Source organism: Nocardia sp. CC213A, from assembly GCF_030766805.1.
GTDB classification, from domain to species: Bacteria; Actinomycetota; Actinomycetes; order Mycobacteriales; family Mycobacteriaceae; genus Nocardia; species Nocardia otitidiscaviarum.
In genome coordinates this window covers 94,583-115,259 of record NZ_JASFXA010000005.1, presented here as the reverse complement: position 1 = coordinate 115,259, position 20,677 = coordinate 94,583, and the positions used below count along the sequence as shown (strand labels likewise).

The window sequence follows — 20,677 nt, the reverse complement described above, 5'->3', positions numbered from 1 at the left end:
CCGGCGTCGGTGGCGACAGCGTGCCGCTACCGCAGGCGGAGGGCGGGGCGGGTGGGGTGGTCCCAGGCCACGGTGAAGTCGGGTTCGTCGGGGTGCTCGCGTTCGTGTGTGCGCAGGGCGGCGACCGTGAACAGGTCCGCTTCGGAGGTGGTGCGGTGCAGGGCGGCGTCGGACATGCGCAGCGATACCGTGAGATCGAAGGGGAGGTTGCGGCCGAGCAGCATCGGACCCGCGACGAGCAGGACGGTGTTGGGTGGGGTTTCGCGGGTGGTGGCGCGGGCGGAGCGGTCGGTGCGTTCGTCCCACAGGGCGGGGAGGTAGCGGTGGTGGGTGCGGAGTGGTTGCAGGACTTCGCGATTCAGGGCCGAATAGTCGAACCAGGCGGTGCGGTAGGACAGTTCGTCGGTGCGGCCGAATTCGTAGCGCAGGGAGGCGGGGCGGACGAAGTCGTGCAGGGCGATCACGGCGGCGGTGCGGCCGTGGCCGACGGCCCGGTCGGCGACGGTGCGGGCGAAGCGGACGGGATCGGCGGCGTCCGCGCCGTCCACGGCCACCACGGCGGGTTCGGGGAGGGCGAAGGCGCGGTCGGCGATGCGGTCGGCGAGAGCCTCCGGGGTGAGGGCGGCGAACTCGGGCACCCCACCATCTATACCCGGCACCATTCGCTCGAACGTCGCCGCCAGGTTGTTAGCCTGAGCCGGACAATCCGGAAAGGGACGGTGCATGGCGACGATCGAAGAGGCCCTCGAGATAGAGCACATCGAGCGCGACATCTTCCGCGGCGCGTCCACCAAGACGCAGCTGCCGCGCACATTCGGAGGGCAGGTCGCCGGGCAGGCGCTGGTCGCGGCGGTGCGCACCGTGGAACCTCGCTTCCAGGTGCATTCGCTGCACGGTTACTTCCTGCGCCCCGGCAATCCGGTGGAGCCGACCGTGTACCTGGTCGATCGGATTCGCGACGGACGCTCCTTCTGCACCCGCCGGGTGACCGGCGTGCAGAACGGCGAGGCCATCTTCACCATGTCGGCGTCGTTCCATGTGGGCGACGAGGGGCCGCAGCACCAGGACACCATGCCCGTCGTGCCGCCGCCGCACGACATGCCCGACGCCAAGACCACCATGAGCCCGGAGCGGCTGTGGGCCATGCGCGAATGGGAGCACTGGGATATCCGCACCATCCCGCAGGAGCAGGTGTCGCGCCGCGACGGACTGGCCGCCCAGCAGCAGGTGTGGTTCCGCTACCGGCACCCGCTGCCCGATGATCCGCTGTTCCACGTGTGCACCCTGGCCTATATGAGCGATATGACGCTGCTGGGGTCCTCGAAGGTCATCCACCCCGACGAACCCACCCAGAACGCGTCGCTCGACCACGCCATGTGGTTCCTGCGCCCGTTCCGCGCCGACGACTGGCTGCTCTACGACCAGCAGTCGCCGTCCGCCGGGCTGGGCCGGGCACTGACCGCCGGGCGGATCTGGAATCAGCGCGGCGAGCTGGTGGCGGTCGTGCTGCAGGAGGGGCTCATCCGCACCCTGCGCGAGCCGGGCGCGTCGTTCCCTCCCGGCACCAACTGATCCGCGCCGCCCGTGGGTGTGCCGGGTCACCAGGACCGCGCTCCGTATGCTCGAAGCCGTGAATCCGACCATTGGTGTGCTGGCTCTGCAGGGCGACGTCCGCGAGCATATGCGCGCGCTCGCCGAATGCGGGGCCGAGCCGGTCCCGGTGCGGCGGGCCGCCGAACTCGCCGCGGTGGACGCGCTGGTGCTGCCCGGCGGGGAATCGACCACCATCAGCAAACTGCTCGAGGTCTTCGACCTGCTGGAGCCGCTGCGGCAGCGGCTGCGCGACGGGATGCCCGCGTACGGCTCCTGTGCGGGCATGATCCTGCTGGCCTCGGAGGTGCTCGACACCCGGCCGGATATGCAGCCGCTGTACGGCATTGATATGACGGTGCGGCGCAACGCTTTCGGTCGTCAGGTGGATAGTTTCGAAACCGATCTCGACTACACCGGGCTCGACGACGGCCAGGTGCGCGCGGTGTTCATCCGCGCCCCGTGGGTGGAGAAGATCGGCGACGGGGTCGAGGTGCTGGCGACCGTGCCCTCCGGCCCCGCGGCGGGCCGCATGGTGGCCGTTCGGCAGGGCAATGTCATGGCGACCTCGTTCCATCCGGAGGTCACCGGCGATCTGCGGGTTCACCGGCTGTTCGTCGACACCATGGTGCGCCCACGCGCCGGTGTGTGAACGCGCGATAGTCTCTATCGGGAAACACGTCCCCTGAAAAGAGGAAGTAGGGAATGAGCGGCCACTCCAAATGGGCCACCACCAAGCACAAGAAGGCTGCCCTCGACGCCAAGCGGGGCAAGCTCTTCGCGAAGCTGATCAAGAATATCGAGGTGGCGGCGCGGACCGGTGGTGGTGACCCGGATGGCAACCCGACGCTCTACGACGCCATCCAGAAGGCCCGCAAGAATTCGGTGCCGCTGGACAATATCGAGCGCGCCCGCAAGCGCGGCGGCGGCGAAGAGGCCGGCGGTGCCGACTGGCAGACCATCATGTACGAGGGCTACGGCCCCAGCGGTGTCGCGGTGCTGGTGGAATGCCTCACCGACAACCGCAACCGCGCCGCGGGCGAGGTCCGCGTGGCGGTGACCCGCAACGGCGGCAATATGGCCGACCCGGGCTCGGTGTCATACCTGTTCTCCCGCAAGGGCGTCGTGACCCTGGAGAAGAACGGCCTGTCCGAGGACGACGTCCTGATGGCCGTGCTCGACGCCGGCGCCGAAGAGGTCAACGACCTGGGCGAGGAGTTCGAGATCATCTCCGAGCCGGGCGACCTGGTGGCGGTCCGCACCGCCCTGCAGGGCGCGGGCATCGACTACAACTCGGCCGAATCCGGCTTCCAGCCCTCGGTGTCGGTCCCCGCCGACGCCGACCTGGCCAAGAAGGTGTTCAAACTCGTCGACGCCCTCGAGGACTGCGACGACGTGCAGAACGTGTACACCAATATCGACGTCTCGGACGAGGTGCTGGCGCAACTCGACGTCGAGTAGGGCGACAGTCGACGACCCCCGGCAGCCGTACTGCCGGGGGTCGTCGCTGTTCAGGGTGAATCTGCGTTGTTTCGTCAGGGTCGTGCCACGGTCTGGGTGGCCAGGCGGGGGAGCAGCAGGCCCAGGAGGACCATGCCGACGCCGAGGGCGAAGTGCAGCCAGTCGTCGGCGGTGTTGAGGGGGACGAAGTTGGCGTCGGAGGTTTTGTCGATCACCAGGCCGTAGATCCAGAGGGCCAGGTAGATCACGCCGCCGCCGATCAGGAAGCCGCGTGACATCGAGATGGTGCGCGCCGCCAGTACGCCCGCGACGCCGAAGAGCAGGTGGACGATATTGTGCAGGATCGACACCTGGAAGACGCCGAGCAGTTCGGCCCCGGACTCGTGGCCCGCGAACTTCATGGTGTCGAAGTCGGTGGTGACGCCCGGAATGAAGCCGAGCACGCCTACCAACAGGAATACCGCGCCGACGGCGGCGGAGGCGAGCTGTACCGGAGTCCATCGTCTGGTGCTGGTGTTGTAGGTCGCCATATCCTCATCGCCTTTCTACGATCCGGCACCCGGAACACCGCAGATCGCGCTGCCCGAAATGCCGGGCCTGTCGGCGACTTACCCTGGGGTGCGGACGACAAACAGCGGCGTGACGCGTCGGTACGTCGTTCACTCGCGCACGACAATGGGCGGGCGTGCCGTCGTGGTTGACTGGAAGGCACGGAACGGGCGGGGAGGAGATGGGATGGCGACCGACCCATATGCCGGGCTTCCGGCGGAGTTCGTGCGAGCGATGCGGGAATCCGAGGAAGCGGAAGCCTCGCCCGCACCTCAGGCGTCGACGACAGCGTCGGCCGAACCGCCGACGACCGAGCCCACCGAGACCACCATGAGTTACGAGGACTGGGAGGCCGAACGCATGCGCGGCAGCATCATCGATCCTCCATGGTGGTAGATCGCGTGCTGTCGTACGATCGGGCCTTGGAATCCGACTGAAGTCCGTGTGCTGCGAGGGGGGATGACCAATGTTGGTGCAGGCCGATATCGATCAGCTGAGGACCTTGGCCACAACGCTGGCGGGGGTGAAGGTCGCGATCGACGGCATCGATGTCCGATCGTTCGCGGAGTCCGTCGGTGCGGCGTTGCCGGGTACGGCGCTCGGTGACACCGCCGACCTGGCGACCGAGAACATCGAACGCGCCTGGTATCGGGTGGCCGAGCGGATCGGGCGGATCGGTTCCGCGATCGACCAGGCCACCGGTGTGTACAACGCCGCCGAGACGGTGTCCGAGGGCGAGTTCGTGGAGCTGATGGCCGGATTCGACTTCCAGGCGGCGGACAACGGCTGATGGCCCAGGAATGGAACCTGACCCGGGCGAACGTCACCGCATGGCGTACCAGCGCGCTGTCGGACCTGGCGGCGACGATCGAGGCGGCGGCGAAGACGTACGGCGAGTTGTCGGGATCGATGCCGACACACTTCGCGAACCTGAACGGCAGTTGGGCGGGTAACGCACATGATGCCGCCTACAACCGAGTCGGCGAGGAGCACCGGGAAAGCCTGAAGGTCGGTGATGAGGTCGACGACGTCGTCACCGCACTGCGGGCCGCCGACACCCGATTGCACAATGAACGCGAGAATCTGCTGAACAAGGTCGCCGACGCCGAAGACCCGGCGGGCGCGGTCGCGGGGGAAACCTATACGGTCAATGATTCCTGGCTGGTCGGAGCGACCAAGCCCGAGGGCGTGACCGATGAGCAGGCCAAGCAGATCCGCGACAACTGCAAGTTCCATCAGGACGCCATACGCACGGCGCTGCTGTCGCTGCGCGATGCCGCCATGGAGGAAGCGCAGAAGATCGTCGCCGCGTCCGGGGAGGCGCGTGATCGCGGCATCTACTTCGGTGACGGAATCAATTCCCCGCTGCCCGAAGGCGGATTGGTCAATGATTCCGAGCTGGGGTACGAGACCGGCCGGGAGGACGGTATCGCCATCGCGGACGGCACCGCGACCGATGCCCAGATGCAGCGCATCGCGGCGCGGCTCGCCGAGACGGGCCTGACCCCGGACCAGCTCGAAGCGCTCGCCAACGGTCAGGAAGTCACCGTCCCGTTGTCGTCCATGGCATATCTGACCGAGTTCTACGCCAGCGCCGGGCGTGACGGGTTGCTCGAGTTCGCAACGCAATTGGAGAGCAACGGCTCTCCGCAGGCGATACAGCTGCGCGAGAACCTCGCCAACGGTCTGATGACGCTGTCGAACGACAAGGTCGTCGTGCGCGACGGTGTGCGGCCCTCGGGAGTGGTGCGCGGTGGATACGATCGGCTGCCCCCTGAGATTCGTGAGCTGGTCGGCACCCGGCCGGGCCTGGACACACCGGACGGCAATACCCGCGAGGTGCCCGACGACTACCGGACCGGCGGGCTGTTCGGCAACAACAGCGGCGCGAGCCCGGACTATCAACGCGACCTGGGGCGGTTCGCCAGCCTGGTCAATGCGGCCGGGGAGGGCTACGAACCCGGGCAGCGGTTCGGCATGGAGCTGACCCGCCAGGGCGCGCACCTGGCAGGTCTGGCCGACGCCTGGTCCGGCGGTGGCAGCTACGACGGGGCCGGAGAGCAGACGATCCAGAACTTCGTCGGTGCCGGAACCCGCAGCGACGAAGCCAATTACGCGCTGCTCACCGGCAACGGCCCGGAGGAGTTGTTCGGCAAGGACACCCCCGGGCAGGCATACGACGGCTACCACCGCGACGATGTGATCGTGCCGCTGCTCCAGCACGAATGGCGTGACGACGGCGCGGCGCTGTCGGAGATGTTCACCTGGACCAACGAAGACGCGCGCATCACCGACCCCGGCAACCCGGCGCAGGTCGAACGCGCGGAGCGGGCCGGTGAGGCGGCGTACGGCCTGGCACAGCTGCTCTCCACCACCGAGTCGGGAGCGAACGGCACGAACCTGTACGAGAACTGGCTCGATATGCCCGGCCACGACGGGCAGTCGCTCGGGGAGGTGAACCCGGTCGCGACCAAGGCATTGGCCGCCGCGCTCGCCCCGTACACCCTCGATCTGGTCGACGCCAATGACGATCTGAAGAACACCGCCGGATTCGGCCCGCTCGGCGGGCCGGTCGAGGCGGCCCGGGTGTTCAGCATTCTGAATACCGACTCGGAGGCTGCCGCCATCATCAATAGCGCCGCCCTGGCCGAAGCCGAACGTATCGACGGCATCTACGCCGACCGCTACGCCAATGGCGAGGAAGAACACCTGCTCGGCACCCAATCCGGTGATCTGCGCTGGGCGGTGCACGCCGGTATCGACGCCGAGATCGCCGACCGGCAACTCAATGCCCAGGACGCCGACACCGCTAAACAGCAGAAGTACGCCGCCGCCTACACCGCAGGACAGATCATGCTCGGCGGATTCGGTCCCGCATACGCGGGAGCGGCGGCGGTTACGGAATTCTTCAAGAACGATATCGTCTCGGTGGATGGAAAATTCGTGAATCCGTTCCCGGAGCTCGAGATTAAGAGTGCTGATGGTGCGGAATTCAAGAACCACAATCCAAACGAGATCGGCGATGCCAATAACCGCATGTACGCGATGATGCAGGGGCTTGTCAACGGTGGGCACATCGACGTCGCGACGGTGCCGGAGGTATTCCGTAATGCTGACGGCACGCTCAAACCCTACGTGCAACTCAGCGCGGAAGCAGCAGACGATGACAAATACAGAATCGCCATTAACAAGGGGTACAACGACTTGCCGGCGATTTTGAAGAGTGGTGGGCTGGGGGATAAAACTGACTACACCGACGCGGTCACCGATTCAGGGAATATCAATGATCGTGAGGTGCTGTACCGAGGCAATAGTGACAGCAAAGTGGCCCTTGAGAGTGTTCTGAAGAACGACAGCGCGAATTCCGCAGGGTACAACCAATGGAGGCACCGGAATTGATGAGCGGTAGGTACTCCCGCGTGGTATCCGTGGTGTTCACCGGGTTGCTGGCGGCCGCGTGCACCGGGAGCGGACCCGACGCGCCGATCGAACCCGGCCCATCGGTGTATACGCCGCCTGCGGCAGTGCGGAACGCTACGGTGATCTGGTCCGCCGAATCCGGCATCGACCTATTCGACACATTTCCGACCCTCACTCGCGCCGCTATGGAAGCACTCGAAGTAGCAGAGCGAGTGGCGGGGCCGGAGCTGTCATATCCAGGTTTCGACGAGGCTGTGACGGACGAACGGCAGCGGGACCTCCACTTCCGGATTGTAACGGGTCGCGGTAGGCCGATCTTCGGGACGCTGTATCGGCATATCCTCGAGATAGTTCCGACGGACACGGGATTCACCGCCTACGTCTGCGCGGCATTCAAGGATTACGCGATCAAGGTTGACGGTGGGTACAATTCTTCCCGTAGCCGTACCGGTAGTCTGCGGGCTATCGCACTGATCAGCAATGACCCGGATTATCGTCCGCCGACTCCGGACCCGTCGAAGCCTGCCGTGACGACGGCTGTGGCCCCTCCGTCGCCTCCGCCAGGCCCTCCGGTGTGGCAGGCTCCGGAGGAGAACCTGTTTCGGGGGTGGACGGTAGATCTGAATCCGCCCGGTGAGTTACCCGATGAGCGGTGTGCTCCCTGGATGGCGACCATTGATCCCGACGCGCCCGCCGAACACACGCCGGTGCGGTCCGACGAACCGCCGGAAACGTTGCCCGCCTACCCCGGTTGGTCCCGATATCGGCATTGATCCGCTAGCGCGCGCGATCGAAGTCCCCGGCTCGGACCGAATCAGTGAAGGCGTCCCAGGCCGGTCCGTTGAACAGCAGCACGGGACTCGCGGTGCCCAGCGTGGAATCTCGCACGCCGACCATGCCGCGCGGCAGATGCGCGGCCTCGACGCATTCACCGCCGGATGTGCTGTGGCTGGACTTGAACCACTTCGCCTGTGCTGGATCGATCTTCACCCTGCGTGCTCCTTCGCTATCGACAGGATCAGCTGTCTGGTCGCATCCTCGTCCACTGCGGCTCGGCCGATCTCGGCGAACGCGTCGCGGTAGCGCCTCACTTCGGCCTCGCGTTCCAGGTAGAGGTCTCCCGCGTATTCTTCCACGAATACCACTGGCGGTCCCGTCAATCCGGACGCTGAGAGCTTCGGGAACTCCAGCAGCACAAAAGATCCCACGCAGGAGCCGAGGTGCCGTGGGGCGCTGAATGGGACTGCACGGACCGAAATGTTCGGCAGTTGCGAGACTTCCCAAAGCCTGCGCAGTTGATCCGCCATCACCTCTGGTCCGCCGATCTGGTCGCGGAGGACGGCTTCCCACAGTATGGCGTCGACCGCGAAGCTGCTCTCGTCGAGCCGATTCTGTCTTCTCATGGCTATCTCGATGCGCTTCTCGACCTGTTCGGACGGCATATCGGGGTGCTCCGTCCATTCGATCGAACGGCGGTATCCGGCGGTTTGGAGGAGACCCGGAATGACGGCTGTCTTCCAGATGCTCAGCTTTCGTGCCGATTCTTCCAAGCTCATGTAGTGGTCGAAGCCGACGCGCATTTCATCGACGTACGCCCGCCACCAGCCACCACCGGACTTGCGGGTGGTCCGAACCTCGTAGGCCAGCTCCAACAGCGTCGTCCGTTCGGTCGCGGTTGCCTCGTACGCGTCGCACAAGGCGTTCATGTACAGATCCGACACCTTCGTCGGTAGTCCGTCCTCCATACGCCCGATGGTCTGGGGCGACACTCCGATCACCCGCCCGGCGGCGGACTGGTTCATGCCGTGGGTCTCGCGCAGGCGCTTGAGTTCGCGCCCCAGCGCGCGGCGGGCGAGTGTGGATCCGGTCAGCATCTCGTTTGCCTCGCTATCGGATGAACCCAATTCTGGAAAGCTCTGCCGTGGAAGCGTGCTGGGTGGAAATGCCGCGCTTTGTCGGCCGAAACGCGTGTCGGGGGGTGCCGAGTCCCCGTACTTCGGAGTGTACTGACGGCATTCCCCGAGGTCAGGGGATTCTCAACCGCCATAACGCATTCGAGAGTTCGAGGAGGTGGCCGACCATGCAGGAACTTCCCCCGGTGGCGCACAGCGCGGTGCCGGAGTCCACGCTCACGCCGTCGCGTGCGCATCGAATCATGCAGGACCACAGAGCATGTCCGATATCGGTGTGTCCGGCGAAGGCGCAGGCGAAGCGGCTGCTGATCGAAGCGGGCAAGCTGGTGCCCGCCGACGCCCCGCATATGGGCGGGTGAGCGGACATGGGTGACAATCCGATCTTTCACCGGGTTCCGGATCATCCGATCCTGAATCTGGAGGTGGCGCGACGGGCGTTGCTGCGACACCGGGACTGCGGGGAGGATTGCGCCGCGCGGCGCTACTTCCTCGAACTGGTGCCGGTGCTGAGTCGTGGACACCGCCCGGAGGACGGCGACTCCGGCGATTCGAGGTGGGCGCGATGATCGGCGCGATCGCATATCTGCTGCTCGGCGCGGCAATGGGCGTTCTGGTCGGTTGGCGACTGGCCACCGCACATCGGCCGGTGCATGCCGCCGGACGCGGAGCCGGGCGCACCGTCGAGGAGATCCGCGCCCGGCTCGACCGGGAGGCGCGCGGACGGTCGCCGCATCGGTCGCGGCCCATGATCCTGGCCGCATAGCAGTGGGGTCACGCCGCGTATGCGATGGAGAGAATCACGGTGTAGTGGTCGAGATGTCCCTCGCCGCGTAAAGGTATGAGAATCTCCGCCGCGAGTAGATGGTGGCGGAACCCTGTCGCGTAGGAGTGTGGGTGTCTCCGTCGCATGGGGGAGGAAGCGCTCCGTGGCGTAGTGGTGTGGGGCTCGCCCCCGGCGTAGTGGTGCGGGAACTGTGGCGGCCAGCGGTGCGGGAATTCCGGCCGCGTAGCGGTGCGGCCGCGTGAAAGAATCGGCGGCATGGTCGATCTGCTGATCGTGCGCGGCGACATCACCGAGCAGGAAGTGGACGCCGTGGTGAACGCGGCCAATTCCTCGCTGCTGGGTGGGGGCGGGGTCGACGGGGCCATCCATCGCAAGGGCGGGCCGGAGATTCTGGCCGAGTGCCGGGCGTTGCGGGCGGCGAAGTACGGGCGGGGGCTGCCGCAGGGGCGGGCGGTGGCGACGACGGCGGGAAAGTTGCCCGCGCGGTGGGTGATTCACACCGTGGGGCCGGTGTGGTCGGCGAGTGAGGATCGGTCGGCGGTGCTGGCGTCCTGCTATCGCGAATCGCTGCGGGTCGCGGATGAGCTGGGCGCGGAGTCGGTGGCCTTTCCAGCGGTGTCGACCGGGATATTCCGGTGGCCCATGGACGACGGCGCGCGCATCGCGGTGGAGACCGTGCGCACGGCCGGAACGTCCGTGCGGGAAGTGCGGTTCGTGCTGTTCAGCGAGGATGCCTACCGGGTGTTCGAGGCGGCGCTGAGCGGCGCGACCTGAATTGCCGCAGCGGTGACGGGCGCGCGCGCCCGAGTTCCGCAACGCGCCCGCCGGGGCGGGTCCCTGAACAGCGGCCCCTGAACAGCAGCCCCTGAACAACAGAGTGCCCGGCGAATGCGCCTGCGGCCCGTGTCGGTCCGCGGTCGGCCCGCGCCGGTCCGTTAGACTCTCGAACAGTTGTTCGTGTGCGGTGAGCGGATGGGGGTGGCGCGTATTCTCGGGCTGGCCGCGCGGCGGCTGTACAGGACAGGCTGGACCGGCAACGGAAGGCGGTATCCGGGTGATCGCGTCGGTACGCGGTGAGGTGCTCGAGATCGGGCTCGACCATGTGGTGCTGGAGGCCGCGGGGGTCGGGTACCGGCTCAATGCCACGCCCGCCACGCTGGCCACGCTCACCCGTGGGGAGGAGGCGCGGCTCTACACGGCCATGATCGTGCGCGAGGACTCCATGACGCTGTTCGGCTTCGCCGATACCGAGGCGCGCGAACTGTTCGGCCTGTTGCAGACCGTGTCCGGCGTGGGTCCGAAACTCGCCATGGCGGTGCTGGCCGTGCTGGAACCCGAGGCGCTGCGCAAGGCCCTGGCCGAATCCAATGTCGCCGCGCTCACCCGGGTGCCCGGTATCGGCAAGCGTGGGGCCGAGCGCATGGTGGTGGAACTGCGTGACAAGGTGAATCTCGTTCCGGTGCAATCGGGTCCGCCCGGATCAGGTCCCGCGCCGGCGGTCACGCCGGTGCGCGAGCAGGTCGTCGAGGCACTCGTCGGGCTGGGTTTCGGCGTCAAACAGGCCGAACCCGCCGTGGACGCCATTCTGGCCGAGCAGCCCGATCTCGGCACCTCGCAGACGCTGCGCGCGGCGCTGAGCGTGCTGGGCAAGAACCGATAGGACGCCCGAATGTTCGACGACTCCGACGAATTCGACGACAGCGACTCCCCGGTCAGCGCGAGCTATCAGCAGACCGACGGTGAGGTCGAGGCCAGCCTGCGCCCGCAGTCCCTGGATGACTTCATCGGTCAGCCCCGGGTGCGCGAACAGCTGGCGCTGGTGCTGCGCGGCGCGAAAGGGCGCGGTGGTACCCCCGATCACGTATTGCTCTCCGGCCCACCGGGTCTGGGTAAGACCTCGATGGCGATGATCATCGCCGGGGAATTGGGTTCGGCACTGCGCATCACCTCCGGCCCGGCCCTGGAACGCGCGGGCGACCTGGCGGCCATGCTCAGCAATCTCGGCGAGGGCGATGTGCTGTTCATCGACGAGATCCACCGCATCGCCCGACCGGCCGAGGAGATGCTCTACCTCGCCATGGAGGACTTCCGGGTCGACGTGGTGGTCGGCAAAGGTCCGGGGGCGACGTCGATTCCGTTGGATATCGCCCCGTTCACCCTGGTCGGCGCGACCACGCGATCGGGTGCGCTCACCGGCCCGCTGCGCGACCGCTTCGGCTTCACCGGGCATATGGATTTCTACGAACCCGAAGAGCTGCAACGGATTCTGCTGCGCTCGGCGCAGATCCTCGGTGTGCGCATCGACACGGATGCCGCCGCCGAGATCGCGGGCCGCTCCCGGGGCACGCCCCGGATCGCCAACCGGCTGCTGCGCCGGGTCCGCGACTACGCCGAGGTCAAGGCCGACGGCCTGGTCACCCGCGAGATCGCCCATGCCGCCCTCGCGGTCTACGACGTGGACGTGCTCGGCCTGGACCGCCTCGACCGGGCGGTACTCGGCGCGCTGGTCCGCAGCTTCAACGGCGGGCCGGTCGGCGTCTCCACGCTCGCGGTCGCGGTGGGGGAGGAGGCCGCCACCGTGGAGGAGGTCTGCGAACCCTTCCTGGTGCGTGCCGGACTGGTGGCCCGCACCCCGCGCGGCCGCGTCGCCACCGCCGCGGCCTGGGAGCATCTCGGGTTGGTGCCGCCGCCCGATCTGGTCTTCGGTTCCATCGAGGTGCGCGCCCGCGAAGATCAGCCGACCCTGGACCTCTTCGACTAGTTCGCCACATGGTCGCGCGGACGACCAGCAGGTATGTCGTGGGGACTGTTCAGCCGTGGCGACACCTCATGCGATACTGCGGAGCGACCGGGGCGCTTAGGATGGGCGGTGAGTCCGACTGTGATGGGGGGCGCCGATCTTGAAGGACGGGAAGGTGATTCCCTACCTAGCCGCGCTGGCGGGGCTAGTGGGTGCCACCGCTGTCCTCTGGCCGTTGCGCGATCTGATCCGTGACAATCCGGGGACATCGGCACTCGTCTATGTGCTCGTCGTCCTGTTGGTCGCGCTGCGATGGGGGCGAACTCCCGCACTGGCGACCTCGGTCGCCGCGGTCCTCGTCTGGAATTCGGTATTTCTCTCACCGGATCTGGGGTGGTTCGAGGCCCCGACATATCTCGACGACTGGATTCTGTTGGCGGTCTTCGTCATTACGGCCGGTACGGTCGGTTCGCTCGCGGCCACCACCAAGCGGCGCGCCGAACAGACCGAGGCCGTGCGGGCCCAGGTGGAGCGGCTCTACATCGAATTGCGGCAGGAGAGCGGCGAACGGCGTCAGGCGGAGGAGGCGCTGCGGTCGAGTGAGTCGAGATTGCGCGGTCTGTTCGAATCCGCTCCCGACAGTGTCGTTGTCCTGGACGCCGCGGGCCGCATCGTCCAGGCCAACTCGCGCACCGAGCTCATGTTCGGCTATCCGACCGGGGAGCTGGTGGGCCGTTCGGTGGAATCACTGATCGCCGAGGGGCTGCGTGAGCGGCACCGCGCGCACCGGGACAACTTCACCGATCCCCCCGACGGCCGCTCACCCGACGCCGAGTTCCGCGCCCGCCGCCGGGACGGCTCCGAGTTCCCCATCGACGTCGTGCTGAACTCGATGGGAGCCGGTGCCGATGCCCTGACCATCGAGGTGTTCCGGGATATCACCGACCGCAAGCACTCCGACGATCGAATCAGGGCCGCACTCGAGGAGAAGGCGACTCTGCTCGACGAGATCCACCACCGCGTCAAGAACAATCTCCAGATCATCACCAGCCTGCTCAGCCTGCAAACCCGCCGCCTGACCGATCGCCGGGTGCGCGACGCGTTCACGGCGAGCCAGGACCGCATCCGCTCGATGTCGCTCATTCACGAAAAGCTGTACCAGTCCGAGGGTTCGGCGCAGATCGACGCCGGGGACTACATTCACACCCTGACCGGCAACCTCATTCGCTCCTACGGTCTCGACCAGCAGCGGATCCAGCTCCGAGCGAAGGTCGAGAACGTCCGGCTGGGCGTCGACATCGCGGTACCGTGCGGACTGCTGGTCAGCGAATTGGTCACCAACGCCCTCAAGCACGCCTTTCCCGGCGATCGCGCCGGAGAGATCCTGGTCGAGCTCTGCCCGCTCGACGGTGGCGTCCTGCGCCTGCTGGTCAGCGACGACGGCGCGGGCATGCCGCCCGAACTGGACTTTCGCACCACCAAATCCCTTGGGCTGCGCCTGGTTACGGCATTGGCGGCGCAATTGAACGGCGTCGTCCGACGTCTGGACGCCACCGGCACGGCGATCGAGGTCAGATTCGCCGTCGACCGCTGACCCCGACGCGTCTCACCGAACCCACGCCTTCAACGGTTCGGTCTCGAGGTGAACATCCACCGGGGGCGGCACATGTACCGATGCGCCGAAGGGGACGGACAGTACTCGCTCGTATCGCTCGCCATTCGGTTCGCTGTAGACGACCAGTTCACATGTCGCCCGGTCGATCAGCAGGTACACCGGGATACCGGTGTCGGCGTACGCCTTCGGCTTCTCCCGGCGATCGCGGCGTTCGGTGTCCTGGTCTCCGGACGTGACTTCGACTGCCATCAGCACCGGTTCGGGGTCTGCCCACTCGCCCTGGCCTACGAACGCATCGGCGGCGGCCAGGACGCCATCCGGTCGGGCACGGCCCTTGCGGTATCGATCGACCCGTAGACCCTGCTCGGGAGTGAGGAACAACTCGGGGCGAAGTGACACGAAGAGACGGATGAGCCATTGGATGATTCGACCGTGGTCCCCGTCCGGCATCGCCTTGGCCCCCAATTGCCCGTCTATGAATTCGAGTCGTACGCCTTCCGCGATGCGGTCCGCCGCCTCGGCGAGTTTCTCGAACTCCTCGGTCGTCATGATCGACTCGTGCACGGCGGTCATGTCCTAACGGTACGAGGTTGCCTGGTGGTGGGGGCACGGATGGCATCAGATTATCGCGAGTTCGGCGTGTTGGTCGGACGGCGCGTCGGGAGTGTGGCACCCCGACCTCCGGCGCTCGAACGAAGCGCGGGTGCTGCGATCGCGGGTCTGATTGATCGCACCACCAGCGGGTATCCGGTCGGCGAACACAGGAGGTACCCACCATGCTCGCCATCGCCGCCGCCGTGGCCTTCGGTCTCGCGCTCGTCTTCGATCTGGTCGACGCCACCCTCGGGGACACCGTCACCTCGGGCACGCTCGTCATCGTCGGGCTCCTGCTCGTCGCCCTGCACCTCGCCGGATACGGCAACGGCAGCCGTTCGGGTCTGGGCGGTCGGTCCTGGAGCTGGCGTCGGGTGCGCCGCTGACCGGAGCCGCCACGGCCGGGGCCGAGTCGGCGAGGAAGCCGGCATGGCCGAGGCTGTCCGGCAGCGCTTCTCGCTGTAGACCGCGAACGCCCGAATAGCCTTGTCCACCAAGGGCTTCGGGTCAGCGCTGTCGGTCGAGCCGGCGGACGACCAGGTCCAGGAAGGCATCCACCTCCTCGCGGTGGTAGGCGGGGTAGCCGTGGGCGACGGTGTGGAACTCGGTGTGGCGCACCTCGTCCGCGGTGAGTCGACTGGGGCCGTCGTGGGCCAGGGTGGCCGCGAGGCGGTCCAGGAACGCGCCCACCTCCGCGGCCGCGTAGCCGGGCAGGCCGTACGGGGGAGCGGAGAACTGGATGCGCAGCACGTCGTCGTGGGTGAGGGCCTGCGCGTCGTTCGCGGTGGGCACCCGGCGGCGGCCCCGGCGGAGGTATTCCAGCTCGATGCACACGTGGTCGAGGAAGTCGTCGACCTGTTCCTGATCGTAGCCGCGGTGCCCGAATGGCGGTGCGCCGAACTGGACCTGGCGGATATCGGCGGCCGTGAGGTGGTCGCGGCCGAGGATGGTATCGGCTATGCGCGCGCAGAAGGCATCCACCTCGGCCGGGTTGTAGCCGTGGTGGCGGGCTTTGCCGAATCGCTTGCGGCGGACTTCCTCGGGAGTCACGCGGGTCATTGTGCACGGCGGGCCGGAGCCGGTCGCGAGCGAGGTCCGGTCAGGTGGGATGGCCTGCCTCGCAGCGTGATTCCGCACGGTGGTGATCGGATCTATCGGTCTTTCGGGGCGGCGCGGTTCATTCCGGACGGCTAGGTCTTTTCGGACGGCTAGGTCTTTTCGGACGGCTCAGTCTTTTCGGACGCCGTCGATGAGCAGGCGGCGGATCGCCTGGGTCATCTCCGACATATCGGTCTCCTCGCCGTCACGGGTATCGCGCAGCCCGTGCAGGATGGCGGCCAGGATCATGCCGGTCACGGCGCGTGCGGTATTGCGGGTGTCCAGATCCTCGCGCAGATAGCCCAGCTCCACGCCGTGCTCCAGGTATCCGGCGGTGAGCATGTCGGCGGTGTCGAGCAACCCGTAGAGCCGCATGGTCAGTTCGGAGTCGATACCGGTGGCCTGGAACAGCAGCAGCTGCGCCACCCGGCGATCCTCCAGGAAGATGCGGTTCAGAGCCGCGCCGATGCGCTCGGTCTGCTCCCGGTACTCCTGCAGGCTGGTGGGCGCGTCCGGGGCGTTCTCGGTGCCCAGCGCCTCCACGATGCGGGTGGCCAGATCGTCGATGACGTGATCGATGATGTCGCGCTTGTTGGCGAAGTAGCGGTAGAAGGTGCCGTGGCCGATGCCCAGCTCGGTGGCGATATCGGCGATGCCGGTGGCGTGATAGCCCCGCTCGGCGAAACAGGCGAACGCGGTGTCGATGATCTCCTGCCGGAGCTCGGCCTTGCGGCGTTCGATTCTCGAGGATGGCTTCGTCACGCCCCCGATGATACGGTGTTCACAAACGGAATGAGATGTCATTCCGTGATACGTGAATCATTTTCAATGGGAGGTTCGGCGTGGCACCTCAGTACGACGCCATCGTGGTCGGCGCGGGATTCGGCGGAATGGGCGCGGGCATCGAATTGGATCGGCTCGGGCTGAGCGACTTCGTGATCCTGGAGCGCGAGAACGACCTCGGCGGCACCTGGCACGTCAACCGCTACCCGGGGCTGGCCGTGGATATCGCCTCGGTGACCTACTCGTATTCCTTCGAACCCAATCCGCACTGGTCGCGGCTGTTCGCGCCGGGCGCGGAACTGAAGAAGTACGCCGAGCACGTCGCCGACAAGTACGACCTGCGCCGCCGCATGCGCTTCGACACCGTGGTCGGGGGCGCGCGCTGGGACGGCGAACAGCAGCACTGGGTGGTGTCGATCGAGAACGGCGAAACCCTCACCGCGCGTTACCTGCTCGCCGCCACCGGATTCCTGTCCCAGCCCTACACCCCGCCGTTCCCCGGCATCGACGGCTTCGCGGGCAAGATCATCCACACCACGGCGTGGGAGGACGACTACGACCTCACCGGCCGCAGGGCCGCCATCATCGGCACCGGTGCGACCGCCGTGCAGCTCATTCCCGAACTGGCCAAACGGGTTTCGGCACTCACCGTCTTCCAGCGCACCCCGATCTGGGTGGTGCCCAAGGTCGACGCCCCCATTCCCGCGCCGGTACGGCAGCTGTTCGAGCGCTTCCCGGTGACCCAGCAGGGTGCGCGCCTGGTGAACACCACCATGCTGGAAGCGCTCATGGTGGTCGGGGTGCTGCACTTCAAGCAGGCCAAGCCGCTGAACAAGGCCGCCGCCGCCCTCGCCAAGGCGCATCTGCGAGCGCAGGTGCGCGACAAGGAAACCCGCGCGAAGCTGACCCCCGACTACGACTTCGGCTGCAAGCGGCCCACCTTCTCCAACCACTACTTCAAGACCTTCAACGAACCGCATGTGCGCCTGGAGACCAACTCCATCGACCACATCGAACCCGACGGCATCGTCACCGCGGACGGGCACAAGACCGAGATCGACACCCTGGTGCTGGCCACCGGATTCAATCTGTGGGATGTGAACTTCCCGGCCATCGAGATCATCGGCCGCGACGGGGTGAACCTCGGAAAGTATTGGCGCGACAACCGCTTCCAGGCTTACGAGGGCATCTCGATCCCGAAGTTCCCCAACTTCATCTCGCTCAACAGCCCGTACTCCTACAGCGGCCTGTCGTACTTCACCACCATCGAGGCGCAGATGAAGCATATGGGTCGCCTGTTCGGTGAGATGTTCCGCCGCGGCGCCCAGGTCTTCGAGGTCACCGAGGCGGCCAACGCCGCCTTCCTGGAGTCCGTCACCGACAAGCTGGGCTCCTCGGTGTTCTACGGCGGCCGGTGTTCGACCGCCCGCAGCTACTACTTCAACCAGCACGGCGAAGCGGCGCTGCTGCGCCCCAACAGCACGTTGACCACGCACCGCCACGCGGTGAGCTTCCCGCTGGACGACTACACCTATGAGCGGATCCCCGCCTAGCGCGGGGTGGGGGGATCGGGGCAGCGGAGCCCCCGAACCCCCGGCGGGGTGGGTTCGGGGGCATCCGGACCCGGACTTCGAGGGCCAGGCCCAGCGCACCTCCGGGTGCGGGCACGGCGGCGGTCGGGGCACAGCCGCTCGCCGGGCGAAGCCCGCGGAGGCCCGCGCGGTCGGCGGGTCGGCGCCGGCCGCGCGGCGCGCGCCGCCGGAAAAGGTGGTGCCGATGTGGCAGTGGCTCCGACAGCTGGCAGACTGTGGGGGATACGCACCCATCCGACCATGACTAGGGGCTGACTTCGAGAATGGACCTTCTGCTTCCGCTGCTGTTGGTTGCCTTGCTCGTCCCGATGTTCCTCGGCGTTCGTCGCCAGAAGCGTGAGATGGCCAAGGTCACCGAGATGCAGGACTCCCTGAAGGTCGGCGATCGGGTCACCACCACTTCGGGTCTGTACGGCACCGTCGTCGATCTGGACGACCTCACCGTCGATCTGGAGATCGCCGAGGACGTCGTCACGACCTGGCTACGGCAGTCGATTCGCGAGGTTCGCGCGGACGAGGTGGAGACCACCGAATCCACCGAGCTCACCGAGGCCGCGACCGCGACCGTCGAGGAGACCCCGGCGCAGACCGCCGAGCGCATCGAGTCGACGCCGTCCGACGAGACCACCCGCCTGACCAAGGACTGATCGCCCCGAGCCCCGCTGCCCGCCCGTCAGGGGTGGGCAGCGGGGCCGAGGTGTGTCCGCCCACCCCCGCAACTCTTCCCGCCTAGGAGATACGAACCGTGCCACCTTCCCAGGGATCGGCGCATCCATGGCGCCTGCTCGGCGTCTGGGCCGCGCTGGTGGCCGTGATCTACCTGCTGATCTTCTTCACCGGAGACAAGGCCGCCACCCCGAAACTGGGTATCGACCTGCAGGGTGGTACCCGGGTCACGCTGACCCCGCGCACCCCCGACGGCGGCAAGCCCAGCCAGGACAGCCTGCGCCAGGCACAGAGCATCATCGAGCAGCGCGTCAACGGTCTCGGTGTCTCCGGGTCCGAGGTCGTCATCGACGGTGACAATCTGGTCATCACGGTGCCGGGTGACAGCGGCTCCCAGGCGAAGACCCTCGCCACCACCGCCAAGCTGTATGTGCGCCCGGTGGTCGGCCAGCCGATTCCGGCGCAGCAGCCGGGCCAGCAGCCGCCGGGCGAGCAGGCCCCGCCGCAGGACACGCCCGCACCGGGTGAGACCCCGGCGACCGACGCTCCCGCCGACACCCCGGTGTCCCCGGACGCGCCCGTGACCACCGACGCTCCCGCGCCGGACGGCGCGGAGGCGCCCGCCCCGCAGAACCGGGTGTTCCCGGCGCAGGCCCCGACCGACGAGCCGACGCCGACGGAGGAGCCCGCGCCGACGCAGGAACCCGCGCCGACCACCGAGCCCGCCCCCACGCCGGAGCCGAGCGGCACCCCGCAGGACGTGCAGCAGGAGATCGCCGCCGCGAAGGCCCTGCGGCAGAGCACCGATCCGCAGACCCAGCAGCTGGCCATGCTGTCCATGGATTGCGGCAAGCCGGATCCGCTGGCCGGTAACGACGATCCGAACCTGCCGCTGGTCACGTGCAGCACCGACGGTCAGCTCGTCTACACGCTCGGCCCGAGCCGCCTGGACGGCCAGGAGATCAAGGACGCCTCCGCGGTGCTGGATCCGCAGCAGTCCCGCTGGGTGGTCAACGTCGACTTCAAGTCCGGCGGCTCCGACACCTGGGGCAAGCTGACCAACGAGTTCTACCAGCAGCAGCTGGCCTTCACCCTCGATACGCAGGTCGTGAGCGCCCCGGTGGTGCAGGCCGCCAACCAGTTCGGCGGCAACACCCAGATCTCCGGCAACTTCACCGGCGAGTCCGCCAAGGAGCTGGCCAACCAGCTGAAGTACGGTTCGCTGCCGCTGTCGTTCACCACCTCCGAGGCCGAATCCGTCTCGGCCACGCTGGGCCTGTACTCGCTCAAGGCAAGTCTGATCGCGGGTGCGATCGGCATGGTGCTGGTGCTGCTGTACTGCCTGCTCGTCTATCGACTGCTCGGTCTGCTGGCGGGGTTCTCGCTGCTCATGGCCGGTGCGGCCGTCTACGGCCTGATCGTGCTGCTGGGCCGGTGGATCGGCTTCACCCTCGATCTGGCCGGTATCGCCGGTCTGATCATCGGCATCGGTCTGACCGCCGACTCCTTCGTGGTGTTCTTCGAACGCATCAAGGACGAGATGCGCGAGGGCCGCACCTTCCGCTCGGCGGTGCCGCGCGGCTGGCAGCGCGCCCAGCGCACCAACCTCTCCGGTAAGACGGTCAGCCTCATCGCCTCCGTCGTGCTGTACATCCTGGCCGCCGGTCAGGTGAAGGGCTTCGCGTTCACCCTCGGTGTCACCACCGTGCTGGACGTGATCGTGCTGTACCTGGTGACCGCGCCGCTGATGATGATGGCGTCCAGGTCACCGTTCTGGGCCAAGCCCTCGGTCAACGGTCTCGGCGTGGTGTCGCAGATCGCCCGTGAGCGCAAGGCCGCCGCTGCCGCCGTCGCGGCCAGGGAGGCGTGAGG

General features: G+C 67.2%; 25 protein-coding genes. 18 read left to right on the top strand and 7 right to left on the bottom strand.

The features are described from left to right. Positions 1-26: 26 nt before the first annotated feature. Positions 27-638: a hypothetical protein gene (locus tag QJS31_RS11300; protein ID WP_306356625.1), complete on the bottom strand. Its 612-nt coding sequence runs from the start codon at positions 636-638 to the stop codon at positions 27-29. Between the two features lie 85 nt (positions 639-723). Between QJS31_RS11300 and QJS31_RS11295 the strand changes: the two genes are divergently transcribed. The 3 genes from QJS31_RS11295 to QJS31_RS11285 are packed head-to-tail and all read left to right on the top strand — an operon-like array spanning position 724 to position 3,051. Next, on the top strand, positions 724-1,572 hold the full coding sequence (locus QJS31_RS11295) for an acyl-CoA thioesterase II (RefSeq protein ID WP_029924251.1): 849 nt from the start codon (positions 724-726) through the stop codon (positions 1,570-1,572). A gap of 46 nt (positions 1,573-1,618) precedes the next feature. Then, a complete protein-coding gene (pdxT, locus tag QJS31_RS11290) occupies positions 1,619-2,242 on the top strand; it encodes a pyridoxal 5'-phosphate synthase glutaminase subunit PdxT (protein ID WP_029924252.1) in 624 nt (207 codons plus the stop codon). Positions 2,243-2,295: 53 nt separating this feature from the next. Beyond that, positions 2,296-3,051 (top strand): YebC/PmpR family DNA-binding transcriptional regulator, encoded by a 756-nt coding sequence (locus tag QJS31_RS11285; protein ID WP_306356624.1) that lies wholly within the window; start codon positions 2,296-2,298, stop codon positions 3,049-3,051. A 74-nt stretch (positions 3,052-3,125) separates the two neighbouring features. On the opposite strand, the gene QJS31_RS11280 is transcribed toward QJS31_RS11285, so the two are convergent. Next, entirely contained in the window at positions 3,126-3,581 is a 456-nt protein-coding gene (locus QJS31_RS11280) for a DUF4383 domain-containing protein (protein WP_306356623.1), read from the bottom strand. A 205-nt stretch (positions 3,582-3,786) separates the two neighbouring features. Here QJS31_RS11280 and QJS31_RS11275 point away from each other — a divergent pair, with 205 nt between their 5' ends. From QJS31_RS11275 to QJS31_RS11260, 4 genes are all read left to right on the top strand, one after another. Next, complete coding sequence (locus tag QJS31_RS11275) at positions 3,787-3,996, top strand: hypothetical protein (RefSeq protein WP_043599009.1); 210 nt, start codon at positions 3,787-3,789, stop codon at positions 3,994-3,996. Positions 3,997-4,066: 70 nt separating this feature from the next. Next, complete coding sequence (locus QJS31_RS11270) at positions 4,067-4,390, top strand: hypothetical protein (RefSeq protein WP_282781293.1); 324 nt, start codon at positions 4,067-4,069, stop codon at positions 4,388-4,390. A 398-nt stretch (positions 4,391-4,788) separates the two neighbouring features. Further along, positions 4,789-6,999 carry a hypothetical protein gene (locus QJS31_RS11265; protein WP_306356622.1) on the top strand — a complete coding sequence of 737 codons (2,211 nt, stop codon included), beginning with the start codon at positions 4,789-4,791 and terminating at the stop codon, positions 6,997-6,999. After that, complete coding sequence (locus QJS31_RS11260; RefSeq protein WP_306356621.1) at positions 6,981-7,793, top strand: hypothetical protein; 813 nt, start codon at positions 6,981-6,983, stop codon at positions 7,791-7,793. The genes QJS31_RS11265 and QJS31_RS11260 overlap by 19 nt, the downstream gene beginning before the upstream one ends. Positions 7,794-7,797: 4 nt before the next feature. On the opposite strand, the gene QJS31_RS11255 is transcribed toward QJS31_RS11260, so the two are convergent. Both QJS31_RS11255 and QJS31_RS11250 read right to left on the bottom strand, forming a co-directional pair. Next, a complete protein-coding gene (locus QJS31_RS11255; protein WP_306356620.1) occupies positions 7,798-8,010 on the bottom strand; it encodes a DUF397 domain-containing protein in 213 nt (70 codons plus the stop codon). Beyond that, the gene (locus QJS31_RS11250) at positions 8,007-8,894 is read right to left on the bottom strand and encodes a helix-turn-helix transcriptional regulator (RefSeq protein WP_306356619.1); all 888 of its coding nucleotides are present in this window, start codon (positions 8,892-8,894) and stop codon (positions 8,007-8,009) included. Before QJS31_RS11250 ends, QJS31_RS11255 begins: the two co-directional genes overlap by 4 nt. A 206-nt stretch (positions 8,895-9,100) precedes the next feature. On the opposite strand from QJS31_RS11250, the gene QJS31_RS11245 reads away from it, so the two are divergent. The 7 genes from QJS31_RS11245 to QJS31_RS11215 all read left to right on the top strand — a co-directional run bounded on the left by QJS31_RS11245 (position 9,101) and on the right by QJS31_RS11215 (position 14,051). Then, positions 9,101-9,292, top strand: coding sequence for a hypothetical protein (locus tag QJS31_RS11245; RefSeq protein WP_306356618.1), 192 nt, complete (start codon positions 9,101-9,103; stop codon positions 9,290-9,292). A 6-nt stretch (positions 9,293-9,298) separates the two neighbouring features. Further along, the gene (locus QJS31_RS11240; RefSeq protein ID WP_306356617.1) at positions 9,299-9,499 is read left to right on the top strand and encodes a hypothetical protein; all 201 of its coding nucleotides are present in this window, start codon (positions 9,299-9,301) and stop codon (positions 9,497-9,499) included. Then, positions 9,496-9,696, top strand: coding sequence for a hypothetical protein (locus tag QJS31_RS11235; RefSeq protein WP_306356616.1), 201 nt, complete (start codon positions 9,496-9,498; stop codon positions 9,694-9,696). The genes QJS31_RS11240 and QJS31_RS11235 overlap by 4 nt, the downstream gene beginning before the upstream one ends. Positions 9,697-9,972: 276 nt before the next feature. Next, the gene (locus tag QJS31_RS11230; protein WP_306356615.1) at positions 9,973-10,491 is read left to right on the top strand and encodes an O-acetyl-ADP-ribose deacetylase; all 519 of its coding nucleotides are present in this window, start codon (positions 9,973-9,975) and stop codon (positions 10,489-10,491) included. A 280-nt stretch (positions 10,492-10,771) separates the two neighbouring features. Then, positions 10,772-11,377 (top strand): Holliday junction branch migration protein RuvA, encoded by a 606-nt coding sequence (gene ruvA / locus QJS31_RS11225; protein ID WP_306356614.1) that lies wholly within the window; start codon positions 10,772-10,774, stop codon positions 11,375-11,377. A gap of 9 nt (positions 11,378-11,386) precedes the next feature. Continuing rightward, positions 11,387-12,478: a Holliday junction branch migration DNA helicase RuvB gene (gene ruvB / locus QJS31_RS11220; RefSeq protein ID WP_282781273.1), complete on the top strand. Its 1,092-nt coding sequence runs from the start codon at positions 11,387-11,389 to the stop codon at positions 12,476-12,478. Between the two features lie 154 nt (positions 12,479-12,632). After that, positions 12,633-14,051, top strand: a complete 1,419-nt coding sequence (locus QJS31_RS11215; RefSeq protein ID WP_282781271.1) for a sensor histidine kinase — start codon at positions 12,633-12,635, stop codon at positions 14,049-14,051. A 12-nt stretch (positions 14,052-14,063) separates the two neighbouring features. Here the strand turns inward: QJS31_RS11215 and QJS31_RS11210 are convergent, their stop codons facing one another. Next, positions 14,064-14,645: a Uma2 family endonuclease gene (locus tag QJS31_RS11210; protein WP_282781269.1), complete on the bottom strand. Its 582-nt coding sequence runs from the start codon at positions 14,643-14,645 to the stop codon at positions 14,064-14,066. 203 nt (positions 14,646-14,848) lie between these two features. Between QJS31_RS11210 and QJS31_RS11205 the strand changes: the two genes are divergently transcribed. Continuing rightward, positions 14,849-15,052, top strand: coding sequence for a hypothetical protein (locus QJS31_RS11205; RefSeq protein ID WP_306356613.1), 204 nt, complete (start codon positions 14,849-14,851; stop codon positions 15,050-15,052). Between the two features lie 121 nt (positions 15,053-15,173). Here QJS31_RS11205 and QJS31_RS11200 read toward each other — a convergent pair whose 3' ends face one another. After that, the gene (locus QJS31_RS11200; RefSeq protein ID WP_282781265.1) at positions 15,174-15,725 is read right to left on the bottom strand and encodes a DivIVA domain-containing protein; all 552 of its coding nucleotides are present in this window, start codon (positions 15,723-15,725) and stop codon (positions 15,174-15,176) included. Positions 15,726-15,893: 168 nt separating this feature from the next. Further along, complete coding sequence (locus QJS31_RS11195; RefSeq protein WP_306356612.1) at positions 15,894-16,568, bottom strand: TetR/AcrR family transcriptional regulator; 675 nt, start codon at positions 16,566-16,568, stop codon at positions 15,894-15,896. Between the two features lie 38 nt (positions 16,569-16,606). On the opposite strand from QJS31_RS11195, the gene QJS31_RS11190 reads away from it, so the two are divergent. The 3 genes from QJS31_RS11190 to secD all read left to right on the top strand — a co-directional run bounded on the left by QJS31_RS11190 (position 16,607) and on the right by secD (position 20,675). Beyond that, positions 16,607-18,100, top strand: a complete 1,494-nt coding sequence (locus QJS31_RS11190; protein WP_306356611.1) for an NAD(P)/FAD-dependent oxidoreductase — start codon at positions 16,607-16,609, stop codon at positions 18,098-18,100. A 302-nt stretch (positions 18,101-18,402) separates the two neighbouring features. Beyond that, a complete protein-coding gene (gene yajC / locus QJS31_RS11185; RefSeq protein WP_306356610.1) occupies positions 18,403-18,786 on the top strand; it encodes a preprotein translocase subunit YajC in 384 nt (127 codons plus the stop codon). A 98-nt stretch (positions 18,787-18,884) separates the two neighbouring features. Beyond that, positions 18,885-20,675 carry a protein translocase subunit SecD gene (gene secD / locus QJS31_RS11180; RefSeq protein ID WP_306356609.1) on the top strand — a complete coding sequence of 597 codons (1,791 nt, stop codon included), beginning with the start codon at positions 18,885-18,887 and terminating at the stop codon, positions 20,673-20,675. Positions 20,676-20,677: the final 2 nt, after the last annotated feature.

What these genes read in the sequence shown, in the direction of transcription:
- QJS31_RS11280 (WP_306356623.1), bottom strand. Translation starts at nt 3,581, where the DNA reads ATGGCGACCTACAACACCAGCACCAGACGATGGACTCCGGTACAGCTC.
- QJS31_RS11285 (WP_306356624.1), top strand. Translation starts at nt 2,296, where the DNA reads ATGAGCGGCCACTCCAAATGGGCCACCACCAAGCACAAGAAGGCTGCC.
- QJS31_RS11275 (WP_043599009.1), top strand. Translation starts at nt 3,787, where the DNA reads ATGGCGACCGACCCATATGCCGGGCTTCCGGCGGAGTTCGTGCGAGCG.
- QJS31_RS11235 (WP_306356616.1), top strand. Translation starts at nt 9,496, where the DNA reads ATGATCGGCGCGATCGCATATCTGCTGCTCGGCGCGGCAATGGGCGTT.
- QJS31_RS11195 (WP_306356612.1), bottom strand. Translation starts at nt 16,568, where the DNA reads ATGACATCTCATTCCGTTTGTGAACACCGTATCATCGGGGGCGTGACG.
- QJS31_RS11260 (WP_306356621.1), top strand. Translation starts at nt 6,981, where the DNA reads ATGGAGGCACCGGAATTGATGAGCGGTAGGTACTCCCGCGTGGTATCC.
- pdxT (WP_029924252.1), top strand. Translation starts at nt 1,619, where the DNA reads ATGCTCGAAGCCGTGAATCCGACCATTGGTGTGCTGGCTCTGCAGGGC.
- QJS31_RS11270 (WP_282781293.1), top strand. Translation starts at nt 4,067, where the DNA reads ATGTTGGTGCAGGCCGATATCGATCAGCTGAGGACCTTGGCCACAACG.
- QJS31_RS11205 (WP_306356613.1), top strand. Translation starts at nt 14,849, where the DNA reads ATGCTCGCCATCGCCGCCGCCGTGGCCTTCGGTCTCGCGCTCGTCTTC.
- QJS31_RS11250 (WP_306356619.1), bottom strand. Translation starts at nt 8,894, where the DNA reads ATGCTGACCGGATCCACACTCGCCCGCCGCGCGCTGGGGCGCGAACTC.
- ruvB (WP_282781273.1), top strand. Translation starts at nt 11,387, where the DNA reads ATGTTCGACGACTCCGACGAATTCGACGACAGCGACTCCCCGGTCAGC.
- yajC (WP_306356610.1), top strand. Translation starts at nt 18,403, where the DNA reads ATGGACCTTCTGCTTCCGCTGCTGTTGGTTGCCTTGCTCGTCCCGATG.
- QJS31_RS11295 (WP_029924251.1), top strand. Translation starts at nt 724, where the DNA reads ATGGCGACGATCGAAGAGGCCCTCGAGATAGAGCACATCGAGCGCGAC.
- QJS31_RS11245 (WP_306356618.1), top strand. Translation starts at nt 9,101, where the DNA reads ATGCAGGAACTTCCCCCGGTGGCGCACAGCGCGGTGCCGGAGTCCACG.
- QJS31_RS11230 (WP_306356615.1), top strand. Translation starts at nt 9,973, where the DNA reads ATGGTCGATCTGCTGATCGTGCGCGGCGACATCACCGAGCAGGAAGTG.
- QJS31_RS11210 (WP_282781269.1), bottom strand. Translation starts at nt 14,645, where the DNA reads ATGACCGCCGTGCACGAGTCGATCATGACGACCGAGGAGTTCGAGAAA.
- QJS31_RS11240 (WP_306356617.1), top strand. Translation starts at nt 9,299, where the DNA reads ATGGGTGACAATCCGATCTTTCACCGGGTTCCGGATCATCCGATCCTG.
- QJS31_RS11200 (WP_282781265.1), bottom strand. Translation starts at nt 15,725, where the DNA reads ATGACCCGCGTGACTCCCGAGGAAGTCCGCCGCAAGCGATTCGGCAAA.